Origin of the sequence: Pseudomonas sp. MYb2, assembly GCF_002979955.1 — a bacterium.
Lineage (GTDB): Bacteria > Pseudomonadota > Gammaproteobacteria > Pseudomonadales > Pseudomonadaceae > Aquipseudomonas.
The window spans coordinates 396,532-413,117 of record NZ_PCQC01000006.1; the positions used below are offsets into that span (position 1 = coordinate 396,532).

Annotated in this window: 27 protein-coding genes; 2 read left to right on the forward strand and 25 right to left on the reverse strand. The window is 58.6% G+C overall.

Features of this window, described 5'->3' with window-relative positions:
• The first annotated feature begins 17 nt into the window (after positions 1-17).
• Entirely contained in the window at positions 18-596 is a 579-nt protein-coding gene (locus tag CQ009_RS13180; protein ID WP_146117538.1) for a hypothetical protein, read from the forward strand.
• Here the strand turns inward: CQ009_RS13180 and CQ009_RS13185 are convergent.
• The 13 genes from CQ009_RS13185 to CQ009_RS13245 form a co-directional block, all read right to left on the reverse strand.
• The gene (locus tag CQ009_RS13185) at positions 593-988 is read right to left on the reverse strand and encodes a phage tail terminator-like protein (RefSeq protein WP_105706711.1); all 396 of its coding nucleotides are present in this window, start codon (positions 986-988) and stop codon (positions 593-595) included. The genes CQ009_RS13180 and CQ009_RS13185 overlap by 4 nt on opposite strands.
• Positions 985-1,560 (reverse strand): hypothetical protein, encoded by a 576-nt coding sequence (locus CQ009_RS13190; RefSeq protein WP_105706713.1) that lies wholly within the window; start codon positions 1,558-1,560, stop codon positions 985-987. The genes CQ009_RS13185 and CQ009_RS13190 overlap by 4 nt, the downstream gene beginning before the upstream one ends.
• Positions 1,560-1,919, reverse strand: a complete 360-nt coding sequence (locus CQ009_RS13195) for a hypothetical protein (protein ID WP_105706716.1) — start codon at positions 1,917-1,919, stop codon at positions 1,560-1,562. The genes CQ009_RS13190 and CQ009_RS13195 overlap by 1 nt, the downstream gene beginning before the upstream one ends.
• A 3-nt stretch (positions 1,920-1,922) precedes the next feature.
• Positions 1,923-2,312: a protein singed gene (locus tag CQ009_RS13200; RefSeq protein WP_105706718.1), complete on the reverse strand. Its 390-nt coding sequence runs from the start codon at positions 2,310-2,312 to the stop codon at positions 1,923-1,925.
• A gap of 40 nt (positions 2,313-2,352) precedes the next feature.
• Positions 2,353-2,937 carry a hypothetical protein gene (locus tag CQ009_RS13205; protein ID WP_105706720.1) on the reverse strand — a complete coding sequence of 195 codons (585 nt, stop codon included), beginning with the start codon at positions 2,935-2,937 and terminating at the stop codon, positions 2,353-2,355.
• Positions 2,938-2,986: 49 nt separating this feature from the next.
• Positions 2,987-3,955: a major capsid protein gene (locus CQ009_RS13210; protein ID WP_047297589.1), complete on the reverse strand. Its 969-nt coding sequence runs from the start codon at positions 3,953-3,955 to the stop codon at positions 2,987-2,989.
• 12 nt (positions 3,956-3,967) lie between these two features.
• Positions 3,968-4,678: a hypothetical protein gene (locus CQ009_RS13215; RefSeq protein ID WP_105706723.1), complete on the reverse strand. Its 711-nt coding sequence runs from the start codon at positions 4,676-4,678 to the stop codon at positions 3,968-3,970.
• Between the two features lie 84 nt (positions 4,679-4,762).
• Positions 4,763-5,137, reverse strand: a complete 375-nt coding sequence (locus CQ009_RS13220) for a hypothetical protein (RefSeq protein ID WP_105706725.1) — start codon at positions 5,135-5,137, stop codon at positions 4,763-4,765.
• 48 nt (positions 5,138-5,185) lie between these two features.
• Positions 5,186-6,229 carry a phage head morphogenesis protein gene (locus tag CQ009_RS13225; RefSeq protein ID WP_105706727.1) on the reverse strand — a complete coding sequence of 348 codons (1,044 nt, stop codon included), beginning with the start codon at positions 6,227-6,229 and terminating at the stop codon, positions 5,186-5,188.
• Entirely contained in the window at positions 6,219-7,637 is a 1,419-nt protein-coding gene (locus tag CQ009_RS13230; RefSeq protein WP_105706729.1) for a DUF4055 domain-containing protein, read from the reverse strand. The genes CQ009_RS13225 and CQ009_RS13230 overlap by 11 nt, the downstream gene beginning before the upstream one ends.
• Positions 7,638-7,645: 8 nt before the next feature.
• Positions 7,646-8,947, reverse strand: a complete 1,302-nt coding sequence (locus CQ009_RS13235; RefSeq protein ID WP_105706731.1) for a terminase large subunit domain-containing protein — start codon at positions 8,945-8,947, stop codon at positions 7,646-7,648.
• Complete coding sequence (locus tag CQ009_RS13240; RefSeq protein ID WP_105706733.1) at positions 8,919-9,395, reverse strand: DUF2280 domain-containing protein; 477 nt, start codon at positions 9,393-9,395, stop codon at positions 8,919-8,921. Before CQ009_RS13240 ends, CQ009_RS13235 begins: the two co-directional genes overlap by 29 nt.
• Before the next feature lie 32 nt (positions 9,396-9,427).
• A complete protein-coding gene (locus CQ009_RS13245) occupies positions 9,428-10,051 on the reverse strand; it encodes a putative metallopeptidase (protein ID WP_105706735.1) in 624 nt (207 codons plus the stop codon).
• Positions 10,052-10,124: 73 nt separating this feature from the next.
• Between CQ009_RS13245 and CQ009_RS13250 the strand changes: the two genes are divergently transcribed.
• The gene (locus CQ009_RS13250; RefSeq protein WP_105706737.1) at positions 10,125-10,334 is read left to right on the forward strand and encodes a hypothetical protein; all 210 of its coding nucleotides are present in this window, start codon (positions 10,125-10,127) and stop codon (positions 10,332-10,334) included.
• A gap of 75 nt (positions 10,335-10,409) precedes the next feature.
• On the opposite strand, the gene CQ009_RS30135 is transcribed toward CQ009_RS13250, so the two are convergent.
• The 12 genes from CQ009_RS30135 to CQ009_RS13310 all read right to left on the reverse strand — a co-directional run bounded on the left by CQ009_RS30135 (position 10,410) and on the right by CQ009_RS13310 (position 16,567).
• On the reverse strand, positions 10,410-10,592 hold the full coding sequence (locus tag CQ009_RS30135) for a hypothetical protein (protein WP_047297581.1): 183 nt from the start codon (positions 10,590-10,592) through the stop codon (positions 10,410-10,412).
• Entirely contained in the window at positions 10,552-10,938 is a 387-nt protein-coding gene (locus tag CQ009_RS13260) for a hypothetical protein (protein WP_105706741.1), read from the reverse strand. The genes CQ009_RS30135 and CQ009_RS13260 overlap by 41 nt, the downstream gene beginning before the upstream one ends.
• On the reverse strand, positions 10,935-11,258 hold the full coding sequence (locus CQ009_RS13265) for a phage holin, lambda family (RefSeq protein ID WP_105706745.1): 324 nt from the start codon (positions 11,256-11,258) through the stop codon (positions 10,935-10,937). The genes CQ009_RS13260 and CQ009_RS13265 overlap by 4 nt, the downstream gene beginning before the upstream one ends.
• Positions 11,259-11,370: 112 nt before the next feature.
• Positions 11,371-11,877 (reverse strand): hypothetical protein, encoded by a 507-nt coding sequence (locus tag CQ009_RS13270; RefSeq protein ID WP_105706748.1) that lies wholly within the window; start codon positions 11,875-11,877, stop codon positions 11,371-11,373.
• Between the two features lie 306 nt (positions 11,878-12,183).
• A complete protein-coding gene (locus CQ009_RS13275) occupies positions 12,184-12,570 on the reverse strand; it encodes a hypothetical protein (protein ID WP_105706750.1) in 387 nt (128 codons plus the stop codon).
• A gap of 165 nt (positions 12,571-12,735) precedes the next feature.
• Positions 12,736-13,413 carry a hypothetical protein gene (locus CQ009_RS13280; RefSeq protein WP_105706754.1) on the reverse strand — a complete coding sequence of 226 codons (678 nt, stop codon included), beginning with the start codon at positions 13,411-13,413 and terminating at the stop codon, positions 12,736-12,738.
• Positions 13,410-13,994, reverse strand: a complete 585-nt coding sequence (locus CQ009_RS13285) for a recombination protein NinG (RefSeq protein WP_105706758.1) — start codon at positions 13,992-13,994, stop codon at positions 13,410-13,412. Before CQ009_RS13285 ends, CQ009_RS13280 begins: the two co-directional genes overlap by 4 nt.
• The gene (locus CQ009_RS13290) at positions 13,991-14,461 is read right to left on the reverse strand and encodes a hypothetical protein (protein ID WP_105706762.1); all 471 of its coding nucleotides are present in this window, start codon (positions 14,459-14,461) and stop codon (positions 13,991-13,993) included. Before CQ009_RS13290 ends, CQ009_RS13285 begins: the two co-directional genes overlap by 4 nt.
• Positions 14,458-14,655 carry a hypothetical protein gene (locus CQ009_RS13295; RefSeq protein WP_105706766.1) on the reverse strand — a complete coding sequence of 66 codons (198 nt, stop codon included), beginning with the start codon at positions 14,653-14,655 and terminating at the stop codon, positions 14,458-14,460. Before CQ009_RS13295 ends, CQ009_RS13290 begins: the two co-directional genes overlap by 4 nt.
• The gene (locus CQ009_RS13300; protein ID WP_105706769.1) at positions 14,655-15,449 is read right to left on the reverse strand and encodes an ATP-binding protein; all 795 of its coding nucleotides are present in this window, start codon (positions 15,447-15,449) and stop codon (positions 14,655-14,657) included. The genes CQ009_RS13295 and CQ009_RS13300 overlap by 1 nt, the downstream gene beginning before the upstream one ends.
• A complete protein-coding gene (locus CQ009_RS13305) occupies positions 15,439-16,299 on the reverse strand; it encodes a replication protein (protein WP_105706772.1) in 861 nt (286 codons plus the stop codon). Before CQ009_RS13305 ends, CQ009_RS13300 begins: the two co-directional genes overlap by 11 nt.
• A gap of 73 nt (positions 16,300-16,372) precedes the next feature.
• Positions 16,373-16,567: a hypothetical protein gene (locus tag CQ009_RS13310; RefSeq protein WP_105706775.1), complete on the reverse strand. Its 195-nt coding sequence runs from the start codon at positions 16,565-16,567 to the stop codon at positions 16,373-16,375.
• Between the last annotated feature and the right edge of the window lie 19 nt (positions 16,568-16,586).

The window sequence follows — 16,586 nt, forward strand, 5'->3', positions numbered from 1 at the left end:
TAAGGGCTTCATCGGCAATGGAATGGACATTTGTGCTTCATGCAATCGGTAGTCATCTCCCAAGCGCGGAGGCAATTGCAGCATTCGCCGGCGCAGGATCAGCTATCGCAGCAGTCTGGACGATAAAAAGGACAGCGAGCGCTAGAGAGAATGAGCGTTTGCTAGCTTATGCGGTACTTACCCTTGAGCGCTCCTTTGCTGCGCTAAGTGGGCAGAGCCGCCCTGGCTCTCCCCCTCCTTCCGACAGACTTGGCTGGCTGACGGCGGCTAGGCTGGTCGAGGAATACAAATCTGCGAAGGAACGCATGAAAGATCCGCTAATTCTGCAAGAGTGTAAAAGCCACGAAGCGCACTGGAGAAATCAGTTTAGGAATAAGCTCGAACTGATCTCGGAAGGGCCGATGGACTATTACACAAGGGCAGGCTTTGGCAAGGAGGTTCAACAGACCTCAGCCATCATCGTTCACAACTTCGCAGATTGGCCGGCAGACAAAGAGGATGAGCTCGACAAGTATTTGAATCATGCTGACGCGATAAAGAAACTAGGCGTATCGAACAAATGGTTCGTCCTACGCCACTACTGCAGATTGCTTTAACCGGCGCGGAACCTGATATTGACGTTGACCTGATAGAAGCCTTCGAACTCGCCAGCCACCACTTGACTGGCTTCCATGCACTCAAGGTCGCCGGACATCCAGTAGGCGAAGTGCGCTTCAAGCGCGTCGGCCAGTTCGTTGATGGCTTTGGTGCCAGTGCGCTCGCGCGCGAAGCACTGAATGCTGATCTGACCGGGCTTGCGTGTATGGGGTCGGTCGGCCATGCCAGCCATGAAGGCCGAGGCGTATTGAATATTCAGCCGGCACCAGAGACCGGTCGCCGGGGGCGTAAACACTTCCGGCTGGTTCGGGTAATCGATCCGCGCCTGGTCAATGCCAGTGAAGGCGACCATGCGTGCGGTGATGAGCGCCCTGATCTGCTCGAAGGTCATTTGTAGGCCTCGGATACGCCGATGAACGCGAGGTCATAAACCCCGCCGGGCGCCTGCGTGGAATGCCCCAGTTCCAGCATCTCGCCGTAGGGGCTGTTCGTTTGGATGTAGATGACGGGAAACTGGCCTGATGCCTTGATGAGCATGCTGCCCTTGCTGATCGTCTCCCGGCCGGACGGGTCGATGTTGTCGGTCACGGTCATGTCGGGCGCGCCGATCGATACCAAGTGACTACCTCGGAACGTGCCGCCGATATAGCCCTTCCCCACTGCCTGCGCTTTGACGAAGTAGTTCTCTTCGCGCTCGCGCTTGGTCAGCTTCTTGAAGGCCCGGCCACCGGTGCGCGCCGTGTTACGTGCGTCGACGTTCGCATCATAAGCATCTGCCAGCGCCACGTTCTTCGTGCGCAGCGCCACGTTGCCCTGCCACAGGTCAGGGTTCCCGACCGGGGAGCGATTCACCACCTCCGTGAGCATGGCGGTCGCGATGACGCGCGCCATCTGAGTGATGTCCTCGCCAGCCTGATCGGCGAAGTCCGTGAGGCTATGGCTCCAGCCCGCCTTGTTCGTCATCAGACCTTCCTCAGCTGGATCTCGTAATGGGCGCCTGCCGGGTCGGCCTGGACGTTAACCACGTCGAAATCGTTGATCTTGTGGCCGATGTCCGGCACCCCGCCGATGGTTTCGTTGGTCAGCGCGATCAGCAGTTGGTCGGTGGCGCGGATGTTCACACCATCAACTTGGGCGATCTTGAAGGCGTCGAACACACCTCGGCCGGTGTAAGCAATGACAACAGGGTCGCCCGCCACCTCGGTGACCGGATCCCACGTTCCCGGCAGTGTCACGCCGCCACTGAATGGCTTCACGGCGTCCGCCAGATCAGTGTCGAAGGCCTCGGCCAGATCCGCCTGGATCTCTTCACGCAGGCCCATGGGTCACCTGTAAACATTGAAGCTGAAGCCGCTGACACGCCATGGCGCGAGCAGCCCCAGCGCGAGCTGGACGCCATCGGGCAGCGCGGTGGATTTGCTGGTGTCGATCGAGGCGAACGTCTTGCTGGTGGTCACCGACCCGGCCTTCACAGTCTTGGCCTCGAGCGATCCCTCGGTCTGTTGCTGGTACAGCTTGCCTTCAGAGGCGACAACCGCCAGCTCGGCGCCAGCCTGCTTCACCTCATCGGGAATCGCGGTCATGTCGATGCCGACCAGGTTCAGCGAGGTCATGTAGGCATTCGCCTGCAACACGGCTCGGGCTTTCTTGTCATCTGGCGCCCATGAAGGCCCGAGCTCGGCGTCAACGTCCGCCACGGTGATGTAGGTAGCCATCAGGCCTCCGCTTGAATGAGTGGGGCCGAAGCCCCGGGTATTACTGGTGGGCCTTCAGCAGAGCGAGCAGCTCAGGCTTCGAGTCGTTGACCTTGTAGCCAACACCCTTGGCGTCGAGCTGTTCCTTGATCTGCACGACGGTAAGATCATCGAGAGCTGAGCCGTTGCTCTGCGGTGCAGGAGTCAGCCGCACGACTTCTGCGCGGAGCGATTCAACTTCACCCAGCAGTTCATCGCGCTTGCTCTTCAGTGAAGCGATGCCTTCGTGAATAGAGGTCAATGCATCGAACAGCCGAATCGGCAGTTCGCCGGCGCCAGGATGTTCCAGTGGAGCGAGACCCTCGGCCGCTTCGATCAACAGCACGACGCTGTCGCGCTCTGCATTCAACTTGTCGATCAGCTCCTGCAACGCTGCGCCATCAACACCTCCTTGGCCGTCGATCACCAGGACCGGCACCGGAGCTGCCTGTCGCAGTGTCACTTCAGGCACATCAACAGCTTCACCCTCGCGGTCTTCGGTGACGTTCGCGTCGACGATGCGCAAACCGTATTCCTTAGCCAGCTCTTTCACGTTTTCCCGATACTGGTGGAACGGGCCGGGCAGATACCAGATTTTGTTGCTCATGATCATGTCCTCGCGGAACCGGGCACGCAGCCCGGCTCAGCAGTCAGGGTTACTTGGAGGCGTCACCGATCAGAGCCACACCGGCGGTGTGCTTGATGCTGGTGGCGGTCTTGTCCCAGTTGGTGCCGGTCGCCAGTTCGGCGTCGGTCGGAGACTTGCCGCCGGCGGTGGTGTCCCAGGTGTAACCCTTGAGGCCCAGGCCAAAGGTGTAATCGGTTTGGAGCGTAGTTTCGATGCGCTCTTTGCCGTTGGTGGTCTGAACGTTGCTGATGATGTCGCGGCCGTCGTGCACCATCGCTGCGCCCTGAACCAGGGACAGAACGATTTCCTTGTTCGGCGTACCGGTCTGCATCAGCGCCGGCGCGTCAGTGACCACCGAGATCTTGCCGAGGATGTCCACTACGCGGACGTTGCCCGCTTGGAACAGCTGCTCGCTGTTGGTGAGCGCCTGACCGACCAACTTGTGGTAGGTGGTGCCCTGCATGATCTGGGTGACCAGCGACTGGCTCGCATCGCCGAACTTCGCGTGAGCGTTGTTCAGTGCAGCCTGGCTGATGCCGGCAGTTGCAGACACGTCGTTCACGGCTGCCGCCTGAGCGGTGATTGCGGCGACCAGTGCAGCGATTGCGGTGTTCAACTGATCCTTCAGCAGGATCTCGGCGAACGCACGCGATGCCACTTCGATGCCCTGCGCGGTTGGGCGCTCCAGCCAGGTCATCTGCGAAGGCTCGTACCGGATCGGGCCGAAGCCGCCAGCCACTTTTACCGAGGAGTTTTTCAGCTCGGTCAGGTCGGTGATCGGTGCGGCGCCGTTGGCGGCATAGCGATCGACGCGGCGCTGGGCGGCAGCCAGGGTCTGGAAGAACGACTCCTGGAGGAAGTCGCCAGTGAAACCGTCAGGCGACAGCAGGATGGCGCCACGGCTGGCTGCGTTGAACGCGACCAGCATCTGATCCAGCGTCTCGATGGTCGCCGGCATTACGTATTCGTTGAAGACCTGCATTTGCGACAGGGACATGAGTGATTTTCCTTATTTCTGAGGGAGGTCTGGGAACCGGCTCGCGATTGCGGCCTGTCGTTCCTCTTTGGTGCCGCCGATGTTTCCTTTTGCGGCCCCGCCGCCTTTCCCAGCACCGCCGGCCCCGCCGCCCGATGCCTTGCTGCCAGCGATCAGCGGACCAAAGGCCGGATCGTTAGTGAATTCTGCTTTCAGCTCGTCCAGCGTTGCCGCCGAGAGCTTGCCGGCCGCGTCCAGCACGACGACGGTTGGTTTGCCGTCGCGTTGCTCAACGCTGAGTCGGCGTTCGATGTGGGGAAGCAATGCCTTGGAGCTGCCCGGAATGGCCAGAGTGGTCGCGATCTCGGTAGCAGTACGACCCACGGTCAGATCCCGGATCTGGCCTTGCAGGGTGGCGTTCGTGCTTTCAAGTTGGCTGCTCAGCTCAGCTTCGCGGCGCGCGTACTTCTCGGACCAGGACTTTTCGAGCTCTTCGACATTTCCGGACTTGCGTAGCGCCTCTTCACGATCCAGGCGTGCCTGGTCCTCGGCGGCTTTACGTTTTTCGGCCTCTGCCTTCTTCTCGTCCAGCAGCTCTTGGACTTTGGATTTCAGGCCGGAAACATCTTCCGGCTGTGGCAGCCCTTCGATGCCAAGGACGAACTTGCCGTCTTTCTCGACGTACAGGGCCTGGATGGATTCGTCGACGCCTTCGAGGCTGTCCAGTTGGAATTTCAAGGTCATTGCTGTCTCCCAGAGACGTAGTGCAGGCCCTGCCTGCGGGCATAAAAAAACCGCCTCGAGGGCGGCTTTGATTAATCTTTTCAGTTAGCTTGGGAAGTCGACTTCTATACAACGCACACGATTAGCAATGATCGCTCTCGCTTTCACCTCGCTTTTGTGATCGCCTTCAACTACGCCAACGTTATCAACGGTGTAGTGGAACATCCCGTCATCTGTCTCCAGTGGCTCTAGGTCAAATTTCGAAAGGAGTCGTTTGTGATCCTCTGGCGTATAGATATGCACACCATGCGAACGCTGATCACGCTCACCGTTCTTCCCCTTTTTCACCACGACCATCTCGCCGGTTAGGTACCCAAACTGAGTTGTCCCGACTGGAATGATTTCCTTTTCTCCAGCATAAACCGCTAGAGCCCATATCAGCCCCCAACCCTCAAGATCATTGAGGTTCTTTTTAGTCATTCCTTTGCTCGACATTAGATCGCACCCATCTGGACAGTGCTCTCGACACTACATACTCGCTGCGGCAAAAGCCATCGGCTCTCGCTCTCGCAACTCCCTGAGGGTCAGCGTCTTGCCGTTGTCGTCGATGAACTTATCCAGAGTTAGCTCACCTTTGCTAAAGAGCGCATACCGGTTCGGCCCGAGAATATCGCGCTGAAAGGCCGCTGGCTGACGAGCCAGCCATTCCTGATAGCTCGTCTTGCTCGACACAAGCGCCACCCCGTCAGGGCCGATTGAGGGCCGCGTCGAGCCTTTGATTTCGCGGGCAAACTCGTCCTTCAGCACCGGAATCAGCGTGGTGCGGCAGCCCCAGTGATACGGAGGCTTCGGTCCATCTAGCGGGATCACCGTCTGGTCGACGCTCATGCAGAAGAGCGTGGTCTTCGAGTCCAAGGTCGCCACCCTGCGCATTCCTGCGAGGATGTCGTCGTTCGCCTTTAGCGTTTCCACTCGCGCTGTGCTGGCGATGTGGTTGGTCATGGTCCGAACCAATGCGCCGGCCTGGTCCTGCTGCAACTGGTGAATACCAGTCAGGCGTCGGCTGATCTGCTGGCTGGTCTCGCCCAGGCTGGAACCGATCTGGATCTCGCCAATGATCTCGGCGGCCTTCTTGGTTCCGAACTGGTCGAGTGCGCCGCTGATGCTGATGCGCTGAATGCCCTTGCGCGCTTCGAGCTGCAGCGGATCAGCCAGAGCTGCGGCGGAGATAATCTCGGCTGATGGCGCATTGAGCTGAACCACCGCACGGACAACCTTGCCCAGCATCGTCGCGTTGAACTGGGCCTCGTAGGTGGCGAACTCGCCGAGGTCTAGCTGAGCGCGCCCTTTAAGATCGTCGTAGATGCCCCGCAAGTCGCCCTGAAGCGTTTCGATCTGAGTGTTGTACCGACGCGTACCGTAAGCGCTCAGGCCGTCCGACACGCGCTGCTTTGCCGTCTTGATGGCTTTGCTGATGAACGACGCGACGCGCTTCAGGTTTCCGCCAGCGTATCGCTGGACGTAAATCTGGTGACGCGTGGCGGCGTCCTCAAGAAAGCCTTCATTGCTCATCGTTTCCGCCTACAGGTGGCGCGCTGGCCAGCTCTTCGTCGATTTTCTCGTCAGTGCGATCCGCTTCAAGCAGACCGCCCTGACGCAGGTTCACCCGGACATCCGACTTCGCAATGAAGCCCTGCTGCCACAGCTGCACCTGGGCGAGGATGTCTTGCGCGGTCATCGTCTCGTCGAAGAACGACTGATTGAGCCAGAACACCGTGCCTTTCTCGTCCGGCGCATCCATCATGAAGCGCTCGGCGTCGAGGATGGCTCGCTTCAGGGCCTCGGATACGTTGCCAGCAATGGTGCCCAGCACACTGTTGTCTGAGCTGTACCGGATTCGAACTGCCTCTGCCGTCTCGGCGCCGCTGCCCTTCTGGACGACACGGGCGCCGATCATCAGCATCTGCTCTTCCTTGTCCTTCATCAGGGTTCGGGCGAGCTGGGTTTCGGTGGCCTGCAGCATGACTGCGGATCCGGACTTCCCGAGGTTGTGGCCCCGGCGCGAGCCAATGTGCATACCGTTCGGGTTTAGCTTCGCGAACTCGTCGGCTTCGATGCTGGTGGTGATGAACAGCGTCGGCTGGCTACTGATGAAGCCACTCTCCTCCACCGTGGCGCTGTTGCCGTAGTGCAGGATGTTGACGTCGGCCAGGTCTTCCAGAGGCGACTTGTCGATACTGGCGTCGTTGTTCTGGGCGCCGTAGAAGCTGAACGGGATGTGATCGAAGGGCTGGCCAGCCTTGTCAGTAGGCTGCGCCTCCTCGACGCTTGCTTCGCCTTCCTTGTAGACCCGCTGTACGTATTTCCCATCGACCAGCAGCAGGACTCGGTTCTGTGTGCATGTCTCGCGGGACAGATCGGTAGCGTTGAACTCAGAAACGCATTCCCGCAGGTTCACGTACACCAGGCGTTTCACGCCATCGATCACCTGCTCATCCCAGTCGATAATCGACAGGGCGTCGTAGTGATGGATCAGGGCGCGCTTGGTAGCAAGATCAGCCATCGAGCTGACGCCGCTTTCAGTGGCCACGGTCGGGAAGTCGACCAGAAAGCCGCCTCGCCCGCTGTCCAGGCACTCGCCAACCGACTCCTTCGACAACTGCTCAAGGCTGGTGCCGTCGCCGCTGGAGTTCTCATTTAGATAATCAACCGCGGTCGGCAGCGATAGTTCGGCAGTCTTGCGAAACACCGCACCCATCAAGCCCGTGCGAGTGCGCCCGGTGATGTTGAGGAACATCGCCCGCTTCTTGTACTGCTTGTACCGAGCCAGATTCTCCGGTGATTTGTTTTCCGGATCTGGCATCGGCAGGTATTCGTCGTGCTTGCGCACCTCTCGCGCACCGGCTACGCAGCGTTTCACCAACTGCCAGCCAGGCAGGGCTTGTGCGTACTCTGCCCGGGGAGTGCTGAAATTCGCCATGGATGGCCTCAGAAGCTGAATGTGACAGGAATGTGAGTGACGGGCCTGATGATTGGGTAGTCGTGGTGAATGAAGTAGCCGCCTGCGTCGTTCGCGTGGTCGACGCCTGACTTCTTGTCTGGCTCGCCATTCGGCGCCCATACCTGTTGTTCCAGGCCGTCCGCATATGTTGGGCAGCGCAGCGGGTTGACCAGGTACCGACGTTCACCATTGGCGTTGCAGAACATCGCGTTCATGGCGTTGATGCGGTCTTTCACCGGCGGGTTTGCATCTGGCGCGATGACGCTGAATCCCGCTTGGCGCAGGATGGCAATGTCCGTTTCGCTGGCATTCACCGACTTGCGAGATCCACCCGAAGCGTCCGGATAGATACGGATCTCGCAGGTTTTCTCGTAGTCCTTGCCGTTGTAGCGCCAGTAGCGCTCCTTGATACGGCGAATCATGTCGGGCGTGTCGAAGCCATCGATCAGCTCGTCGACCGCCCGAGGCTTGTCGTCTGCGCGCTTGACGTGCGTGATCGCCGCCATCTTGCCGACGTTGAAGTCCATGCCGATGAACAGCGGCTCGCCGGGCTCTACCGCGTCGAAGCAGCTATTCAGCTTCCGGTCGTATGCGTGATAGATGGAGCCGGCGTTCAAGTTCACGAACTGACCGTTGAGGTAGGCCAGGATCAACTGCGGTGGGTACGACTCCATCAGCGAGGAGATGTAGTCGGGCGGCAGGTTCAACTCATTGTCAAACGTGCTGGCCTGCACCAAGCCGTACATGCCTTTCAGCGAAGGCTTCTCGCGAATTTGTTTCACGAACTGCTGGAAAACGAACTTGAACCCCTCAGGGGTTGTGGTCACGTCGACGCCGTTCTTCAGCCCTGGCACGTTGTACCGCATACGGGCAATGATCTTGCGCCAAGCATGCTCCGCCTTCAGTGACGGCAGAACATCCAGCTCATCCACCAGCGCGTGACCGATCTTGAAACCGACGATGGTCTGCGGCTTCTCCATCGAGCGGCAGATCGTCGTGCTGCGATACTGTCGGCCACTGTAGAAGTCGACCTCTTTGTCGCTCTCTTTTGTTTTTACCTTCAGGCCCCAGTCGTAAGCCACTTCCTCAATGGTCGGAAAGAAGATGTCGCGGATCTGCGGGTAAGTCGGCGCGAAGTAGCCAGAGTTGATGCCAGGCCATTCCCACACATGCTTGCACAGCGCCGCGCAGCCGACCCAAGTCTTGCCCGAGCCGAACCCGGCAACAAAGCCACGGAATTTATGCGGAAGCTGGAGGAAGTCAGCCTGCGGAACATTCAGGCTCGGCATCCGGCTTCCTCGCATTGATCACTTGAACCTGCACCGAGGTCGGCACCGAGGGTTCGTCTTCGGTGTCAGTCTTCTTCTGCCGGTTGACGTAGACGTCGCCGACTTCCTTGGCCGCCTGCTCGAGGATCTGCATTGCGAGGCCGATGTTCTTCATCGTCTCGGCCCGCTCGACGAACCGGTTCATGGCGCGCAGTCGGAACGCTCGGTTGGCGATCGGGATCTCTGCCGTCTCCTCGCGGAAGCGCTGGCGGGTGTCGCTGAATAGGGTTTGCCACTTCACCGCCAGCCCCTTGCTGCATGCCTTGGTCGGGTCGTGGCTTTCTACTTGTTGGCGTGTCAGAACCACACCGAATTCGTTCTTGACGGCCTCGGCCACCTGAGACGGTGTGTCAAAGCATGCCAAAGCCTGAACGATGAAGCTCTTCACCTCATTTTTCAGGGCTGCCATAAATTATTTATCCGTCTAGGGCCTGTCTAGAATCAGGCCGACTTGAGCAGACAGGTTCCGCAGGCCCTCGCAATATTCATTTTCCCTACCTCAGCAGGATTGTTTGCAGCGTCCACCAGCTCTTGCACTTGAGGGCTCGCCCCATAGCGACGCACCACACCGACGAACTCTTCTACGTCGTGTCCGCGCATCTCAAGCTTGGGCAATCCTTCTTGGGTGAACTTGGGTGCGCCGTACTGATCGGTCGCTTGAGCGATGTGATACAGCTCATGTTCGACCAGTGCGCAGAAGTCAGCGTCAGAGCATTGGGCGCAGTAATCGGCAGCCAGGGTGATGATGTAGGCCGGCACGTCGCCGAACCAATCCAGCATCTGCTGTTCCATCCGGGCCTTCTGCCAGTCACCGGCGCGGAACGCCACCTGCTCGGCCTGTCCGACCACAGTGCGCCCTTTCTTCGTGAAGGCAGCAGACGCCCACATAACTCTCACGTCCGCATCGATCAGATGGGCGTGGTCTTCGTTGTGGATGCTTCCGGTGTCAGCGAGGATCTCGGCTTGAAGCCACTCCCACACCTCAGGAGCAGGGATCAGGCGGATACCGAAGCCGGACAGCTCAGACAGGTCGAGCAGCGACTCCGGCGGCATTGGCCTGTTCATGGCTCACCTTGCACTTGTAATGATGGCTGGATGCCGGTATTGGTGGGATTCAACTCACAGCAAGGAAAGCAACATGTCCGAAAACTTCAAAAATCTGCGCAGGCATTCCGGGATGAGCGAGGGCTCTGCCGAGGCAAAACGTGAGGCTGCAGTAGCAGCTGCACTTACCCTGATCCAGTCCAAGGTCTCGAATTCTCCCACCAATGGAGCCGCGCTCGATTATGAGATGAGCAGCCTGAGCAAGTATGCCGACCAGATCCAAGAGGCGTTGAAAGTGAAGTGATTCATCCGTGCCGCACCAACCTGCGGCACACCGGTGTCGCGACACAATTTGCACTCTCGCGAAACGTGTCGCGACCTACTTGCTCTGACTGCGCTTGATCTGCGCGTCCACCTGGTCTGCGCAGGTGTCGAGCAGGTTGATGGCTTGGTTCTTCAGCTCCCACAGCTGGCCGTTGTCCGCGAGGTCTTCATCAGCTACTCGCTCGCAAGGCACCAGCTCAGGGGGCTCGACTCTTACCGCCGCTGTCTTTGTTACCACTGCCGGCTTTCCCGCGCAGGCCGTCAGGCAGAGGCTGAGCAGCCCAATCACGAACAGGCTTGCTGTTGCGTTTGAGTTCTTCAAAGTTCTTCTCCGCCTTTCTGGCTTTGGCCTGACTGGCCTGTAACCGTTTGTTCAGGTCTTTCTGGTAGTCGGCGTTGCGCTGGGCTTCGGCGCGCAGCGTGGTGATCGTGGCCTGGCTTTCGAGGTTGGCGGCGAGAGCGTCATCCTTGCTCTTGGTCTCGATCTTCATCTCGCCGCGCAGAGCGATTACCCGGTACTGCTGAATCCCGACGAGCAGGACGGCGACCAGGGCGATGATGATTGCTGCAGCGAAGGCCTTCATGCGGCATCCGCCTTGCGACCGAGGAATCGGGTCACCAGTTCGCGTATGGCTGTCACGCCAAGGAAGCCGATCGTGCCACCGGCAGCGATCGAGAGGCTTGAAGGCCAGGCCATCCACTCAATAACGCTGGACGCGACCAGGCTCAGCGATCCGCAGATGAGCGCCTCGAAAATAATCCGGCGCAGGCTGGTTTCTTTTCCGTCGTAGATGACGCGAAGCAAGCAAACGGTGATGGCCATGATGACGCCCGCCATAAGCGGATTGCTCAACGCCAGCCAGAGCTTGGCCCATGTGTCTGGCTTGTCAGGCATGTTTGGCATCCGGGTTGCCTCCCCCTTGGGGAGATTGATAAGTCCGGCGTCCGCTGCACTCCCAGCTCGGAGCAATGGGTGTGGGGAGCCGAAAACGAAAGGCCTCAATCGCGGGCCGAAATTATTGAGCGTTTACTGGGTTGAGCGCAGCCAAGAGCAGCGCCTGCCCTTTGTGCAATTCAACATGCGCGAGGCTGGTCAGCTTTGAATCCGCGAACGAGTGCCGCTTCAGCAAGTCTTCCATTTCTTCGAGAGCAGCCTTCAGGCCTAGCGCCTTCTTGAGCACCTTCTCATCGTGTTCGCCGCGAGCCTTCAGGACTGCGTCGCGAACATGTTCGAACGGCAGGCCTTCGCCAGATGGACTGGCTTTTTTGCACATGAATTCGGATGGCGTGTACACAGCTCCGAACACATGTCCGTCACGGTAGTAGAACGGGCTTTCGTAGCCGATCACGAACAGCGAAAACTTTTCATGCTGGTCGGTGTTCATCAGTTGCCCAGTAACCATGGAGAACTCGTAGCCCGGTAAGTCGGAAAGCCGAGCCAGAGCTGATTTCAGTCGATCGACATCGCCACCGACCACTGCGTCAACTACACACCGAACCGCCTGCTTCTCTGCCTCGGACATTTTCCTGCTCCTCAAACGAAAAAGCCCCTGCGAATGCAGAGGCCCTGAATAGGTGCGCTCGTCTTTCCGAGCTGTCGGCCAAAAGCTTTCTCAACGTCGACGCCCCTTTGCATCGATCTCGCTGATCCAGTCTCGCGCCACTCTGCAAGCATGTGAGGTCAGAGTGCTGGGCTGCCGGTGTTGTTTCCGTACGTCGCACTGTCCGGCTATCGACGTCCAGGCCTTCCAGAAGGCTGCCCTGGCTACAGGTAAATTCAAGGCAATAAAAAACCCGGCACTTGGCCGGGTATCTTCGACTTGACTGTCTCAATCTGGTTTTTCTTCATAATCTTCAAGATCGAACCAGGCGTCCGAAGCCTTAACCACAATGATGTGTTCTTGGATATTCATCTGGTCCGATAGCTTCTTGTGCTTTTCAACGGCTTTCTTGGCCCGATCGAATACAACTTCAGCACGGGTTTTATCTGGTAGGCCAGATATGAAATACGTTGCATCGGGAAGCTGCTTCGTTTCCCCGCTTATACTTTTGATGGTCTGAGAAAACCCTTGCTCGGCCATGCGCTCATGGAAGTCATCGTATTTGCTTCCGTTCGAAAGCTGTACACGAGCTAAAAACGCCGCTTCTTCGTCCGGCAAAAAGGTAGTGTGAGGATCTTTAAGAATCCTGATGAGGCGGCTTCTGAGGTGTCGCATCTTGACCATCCATAGTTAGGTGATGGCACCGTATATATGGTTAGCGCGATGAATTTCAAGAGCAAAAAACCCGGCGCCGTGGCCGGGTTTCGAAGTTGTCGTGCGCTGGATGTAAGTTGCGCAGCGTGGGAAAAGTACATCAAATTCCCCACCATTGCAACACCTTTATGCTGCATCCTCTGATTTTTCTGCGTGAATAACCTGCCACACTGGCTCTTGAGCCTGAATATCCACTTCCTCGATAGCCTTTCGCAGGAAAATCCAGATTTCTAGCCAGTCACGATCCCAGTGCTTGGGCTGGATAGCGATCCCGTACAGCTTCATCATGGCGTCAGACACTCGAGCAGGTCCCCACGCATCACCGCCGCTCGCCTCGGCTCTGTAGGACTGCAATGCGCAGGTGATCAGGCAGTGCACCTTCGCCGCCTTGGCATCAGTGAGCGCACTGAAGTCAGTATCCGACCAGATCAGCTTCTCGGCGTTGAGCATGTGAACAACGGTCATGCACGGGTGGTAGAGGTAGTGCCCTAACTGCTGCACCTGGAACGGCAACGACTCGATCGCCTTCTGCACTTTCCCCATGGTCACCAGATGGGCAGCTCGATGTGTCGACCAACCTATTGGCGTGCGGCGCGTCTCGGCGATGTGGATCTTCTGGCGAACAGCCATGATGCGCTCTTCCTTGTCCTCGCCCTGGGCGGCGAAGATGATTTCTCGAAGCGCGGCCTTTTCGTTCCGGACGACAGTCGCGGATTTTGCCCGGTCAGCCGCTGCTGCACTGATTGAGGCATTCGACTCATGCTGTGCGTCTGTCCACGCTTGACGTGCGTTGATCAATTTCATGCTGCCTGCCCCTTTTTCAGTTCTCGGGTCTTGGCCCGGTATTCAGCCTTGATGGTTTTGATTTCTTCGACGGTGTACTTGCGGGGCTCATGAGGCCCTTCGAGCCATTCGACTTTTTCGGCGCCGATTCCCTGTAGGAGTGAGATTCGGTAATTCACCAAATTGCCTGACAAGTGCGTGTTGCATGGGGCGCACTGCTTCCAGACATTGAGCGGCTCGAATCGCAACTCAGGGTTCGCTCCTACGGATCGGTAGTGCCCTGCGTGGTATTGGCCTTCATGGTGGCGACCGCAGCTCACGCAAGGGCGATCAGCATCGCGCAGGCGGATCCACTCGTTGAAAGCTGCTTGTGCTTCGCGCATGTGCTCCGCCCTGCTCTTCAGCTTTTCTTTGCGGACCTTGATCTCGCGGCGGTCGCGCTGGGCAATTGCCTTCCGGGCCTTGTCCTGATTCTTCGGTGCATCGATCAACGCGCATGCCGGGCTGCAAACCGCCTGCCCCATCCGCGATGGGACGAATGAGGCCCTGCAAGTAGCGACTCGGCATTTCTTCGGTTTGAGCTGCTTCCTTGCGATCGTCATGCAGCCTCCTGGCTCAGCAGATCATCGAAGTACACGCCCTGCTGTGCGAACCGCGCGACGATGCGGTCGGTGTACGCCACGCCCTGAGCGCGATTGAACAGGCTGGTCACCGGGAACCCGTCCGGGCCGAAGAGTTTGCAGCCGCCCATCATGGCCAGCTTCGTCTCGTACGGGAGGTGGCGCATGACGCGGTACCACTCCGCTTGAAACCCAGCATCCTCGTTCAGCAGGATCTGCACGCCGACGTGCAACTTGCAGTACCGGCGGGCGTCAGCCTCGTCGCCGATCTGTGTCATCTCTGCGATGCGTTTGTACATCGCGAACCACAACCGATTCTGTTCGAGCGTGCGGTCCTTACCAGGGCGCAGCGAGACTACGACGAACTTTTTGTCGCGGTACATCGCACTGAGCTTGGTGATGGCCTCGGAGAGCCTTGCCGCGCTGTTGACGCTGATCTTGTCGGTCATGGCTGCGTCTCGACGTTGGAGTTGCATGCAATGGCTGCACATACAACCCTTTCAGTCCAGGCATGCTGGGTTTCGCGGGATACGTAGAAACCACCACCGAGCTTCTCAAGGCTCAAACCAGACCTTGAAGCCTCTATTTCGAATTCCTTTTTCTCAGCATCCCAATCAGGTTCGATCAAGAATTGAATGGTCATCAGAACCCCTCCTTGCCGCGCTGCGACTCCCATGTGAACGGCAGGACAATCACGCCGCCCTCGCGCAACCGGTCAGCGGATCGCTCGCCCATGGCCGCCGGCAGTTCTTTCACGCCGAGGTTGGAAATCACGATGGTCGGGAGCATCTTCTCGTAGCGACCGTTGATGATCGAGAACAGGCGACTCAGTTCGAACTCGCTCGGGGCTTCCTTGCTCGCGCCGACCTCGTCCAGCACCAGAAGCGTCGGCTTGATCAGCGCGTCGAGGATGCTGCCTTCCGTCTGGCCTGATACCCCGTCGAAGGTGGCGCGGATGGCGTGGAGGATGGCGCCGAGAGTGCGGTAGGCAGCGGTGTGCGTGCTGGAGGCCATAATGGCCTGGGCGATTGCGATTCCGAGGTGGGTTTTACCAGCACCCGGGTTGCCAACCAGAATCACGCAGCGCCCTGCTTCCAGGTTTGGCTCGAACTCTTCGACGTACTGTCGGCATTTGGCGAGAACCTTCTTCTGGGCACCGGTCGAAGCCGTGTATCTGTCGAAGGTGCGATCCTTGAAGCGTTTCGGGATCAGGGCGTCTCCGAGCTTCCAGGCCAGCTCATGGCGCTGACGCTCGGCTTCCTGCGCCCTGTCCGCCTCGGCTCGCAGTCGCTTGCACTCAGGGCACGGCGTGCGGAAGGTATGGCCCATGATCCGGGTTTCGGTCACCTGGTACTCGCCATGGTCCTCGCAGACAGCCACGGAGGTGGCTTGCGGGGTCGCCATGTTCGCCAGCCGAACAACGTTCTCAGAAACCAAAGCTGCCATCCTCACGGGCGATCAGCCCGTCGGTGTAGTCGCGGTCGGTGAAGCCGTGGTGGATCGACTGGCCGCCAGCGGATGGCTGCCGCGCATCACGGATCCGGTTGATCACCCAGGACGCCTTGAAGCCCTGCCAGCCAGCAGAAAGTGCTTCAGTGATCGCGGTTGCAGCGGTGATGCCCGACTCTGCGCACTTGCCCAACTCGGCGTTCACAGTCGCCCAGACGGTTGCGGTTACCGCTGCGCGCTTGGCCTTGCGCTGGGCCAGCCAGTCGCCGAGCAGTTGCTCAGGGATCTGATGCGGGTTATCAGCCAACATCTGGGCCATGCCGAACGGAGTCTTGCGGTCAGCCTTCGGTGGGCGGGCCATAACTTGGGGTGGATTAATCTCTTCCGAAGGAAGAGTTAATAGGGGTTCTTTCTTTGTATAGAGAAGGCAAGTTGCCGATTTGGTCTCACTCGAATCAGATCTCAGTGAGACGATTTGAGCTGAGTGAGACGATTTGGTCTCAGTGAGACGGTCTGTTTTTTCTTCGTAGAAAAGCCATTCCGAGGCTGGAGAAATGCCGATATCGCCACGGCTGCCGCCCACCCGGTAAATGATCCGGCGCTCGAGCAAGTGGCTGATTGATTTCGACGTGACATCGCGACGCATATTGGTGAGCTTGCCGATCTCGTCAGCAGTGAGACGCTTGGTCTCGACCTGGTACCCGATGGTCTGACGGGCTATGGCCATCAAGACGCGCAGATCGCGCGCTGGAAGGTCTACCGTGGCCAACGACTCCATTAGGGTGTTGTCCATTCGGGTGAACCCCCTGGACTTGTCAATGTGAATGATGTTTGTCATATTGGCTCCGTCAGTTACATCGAATCAGCCGGGCCGCAATCCCGGCTTTTTTGTGCCCGTCGTTTGGGCTCTATTACCGCTTCCGAAACGCTTGAATCGTCCCGCTCATGGCCTTAGGCCTGGTCCTTCGCGTGAGCTCCTGCTGAATCCCGAGCTTTGCCAACTCAACCGAGGTCATCCCCCGCTTTGCGGCCTCAGCCTCCAGCAATCGCAACTCATCCGGATCAAGCAACTCATCAAGCTCCATGCCTTTCTGTTCTTCTGGCATATGCCCTCCGGTCCCTATC

Excerpts from the sequence above, each read along its gene's own strand:
- CQ009_RS13180 (WP_146117538.1), top strand. The coding sequence starts at position 18 with ATGGAATGGACATTTGTGCTTCATGCAATCGGTAGTCATCTCCCAAGC.
- CQ009_RS13185 (WP_105706711.1), bottom strand. The coding sequence starts at position 988 with ATGACCTTCGAGCAGATCAGGGCGCTCATCACCGCACGCATGGTCGCC.
- CQ009_RS13190 (WP_105706713.1), bottom strand. The coding sequence starts at position 1,560 with ATGACGAACAAGGCGGGCTGGAGCCATAGCCTCACGGACTTCGCCGAT.
- CQ009_RS13195 (WP_105706716.1), bottom strand. The coding sequence starts at position 1,919 with ATGGGCCTGCGTGAAGAGATCCAGGCGGATCTGGCCGAGGCCTTCGAC.
- CQ009_RS13200 (WP_105706718.1), bottom strand. The coding sequence starts at position 2,312 with ATGGCTACCTACATCACCGTGGCGGACGTTGACGCCGAGCTCGGGCCT.
- CQ009_RS13205 (WP_105706720.1), bottom strand. The coding sequence starts at position 2,937 with ATGAGCAACAAAATCTGGTATCTGCCCGGCCCGTTCCACCAGTATCGG.
- CQ009_RS13210 (WP_047297589.1), bottom strand. The coding sequence starts at position 3,955 with ATGTCCCTGTCGCAAATGCAGGTCTTCAACGAATACGTAATGCCGGCG.
- CQ009_RS13215 (WP_105706723.1), bottom strand. The coding sequence starts at position 4,678 with ATGACCTTGAAATTCCAACTGGACAGCCTCGAAGGCGTCGACGAATCC.
- CQ009_RS13220 (WP_105706725.1), bottom strand. The coding sequence starts at position 5,137 with ATGACTAAAAAGAACCTCAATGATCTTGAGGGTTGGGGGCTGATATGG.
- CQ009_RS13225 (WP_105706727.1), bottom strand. The coding sequence starts at position 6,229 with ATGAGCAATGAAGGCTTTCTTGAGGACGCCGCCACGCGTCACCAGATT.
- CQ009_RS13230 (WP_105706729.1), bottom strand. The coding sequence starts at position 7,637 with ATGGCGAATTTCAGCACTCCCCGGGCAGAGTACGCACAAGCCCTGCCT.
- CQ009_RS13235 (WP_105706731.1), bottom strand. The coding sequence starts at position 8,947 with ATGCCGAGCCTGAATGTTCCGCAGGCTGACTTCCTCCAGCTTCCGCAT.
- CQ009_RS13240 (WP_105706733.1), bottom strand. The coding sequence starts at position 9,395 with ATGGCAGCCCTGAAAAATGAGGTGAAGAGCTTCATCGTTCAGGCTTTG.
- CQ009_RS13245 (WP_105706735.1), bottom strand. The coding sequence starts at position 10,051 with ATGAACAGGCCAATGCCGCCGGAGTCGCTGCTCGACCTGTCTGAGCTG.
- CQ009_RS13250 (WP_105706737.1), top strand. The coding sequence starts at position 10,125 with ATGTCCGAAAACTTCAAAAATCTGCGCAGGCATTCCGGGATGAGCGAG.
- CQ009_RS13260 (WP_105706741.1), bottom strand. The coding sequence starts at position 10,938 with ATGAAGGCCTTCGCTGCAGCAATCATCATCGCCCTGGTCGCCGTCCTG.
- CQ009_RS13265 (WP_105706745.1), bottom strand. The coding sequence starts at position 11,258 with ATGCCAAACATGCCTGACAAGCCAGACACATGGGCCAAGCTCTGGCTG.
- CQ009_RS13270 (WP_105706748.1), bottom strand. The coding sequence starts at position 11,877 with ATGTCCGAGGCAGAGAAGCAGGCGGTTCGGTGTGTAGTTGACGCAGTG.
- CQ009_RS13275 (WP_105706750.1), bottom strand. The coding sequence starts at position 12,570 with ATGCGACACCTCAGAAGCCGCCTCATCAGGATTCTTAAAGATCCTCAC.
- CQ009_RS13280 (WP_105706754.1), bottom strand. The coding sequence starts at position 13,413 with ATGAAATTGATCAACGCACGTCAAGCGTGGACAGACGCACAGCATGAG.
- CQ009_RS13285 (WP_105706758.1), bottom strand. The coding sequence starts at position 13,994 with ATGACGATCGCAAGGAAGCAGCTCAAACCGAAGAAATGCCGAGTCGCT.
- CQ009_RS13290 (WP_105706762.1), bottom strand. The coding sequence starts at position 14,461 with ATGACCGACAAGATCAGCGTCAACAGCGCGGCAAGGCTCTCCGAGGCC.
- CQ009_RS13295 (WP_105706766.1), bottom strand. The coding sequence starts at position 14,655 with ATGACCATTCAATTCTTGATCGAACCTGATTGGGATGCTGAGAAAAAG.
- CQ009_RS13305 (WP_105706772.1), bottom strand. The coding sequence starts at position 16,299 with ATGACAAACATCATTCACATTGACAAGTCCAGGGGGTTCACCCGAATG.
- CQ009_RS13310 (WP_105706775.1), bottom strand. The coding sequence starts at position 16,567 with ATGCCAGAAGAACAGAAAGGCATGGAGCTTGATGAGTTGCTTGATCCG.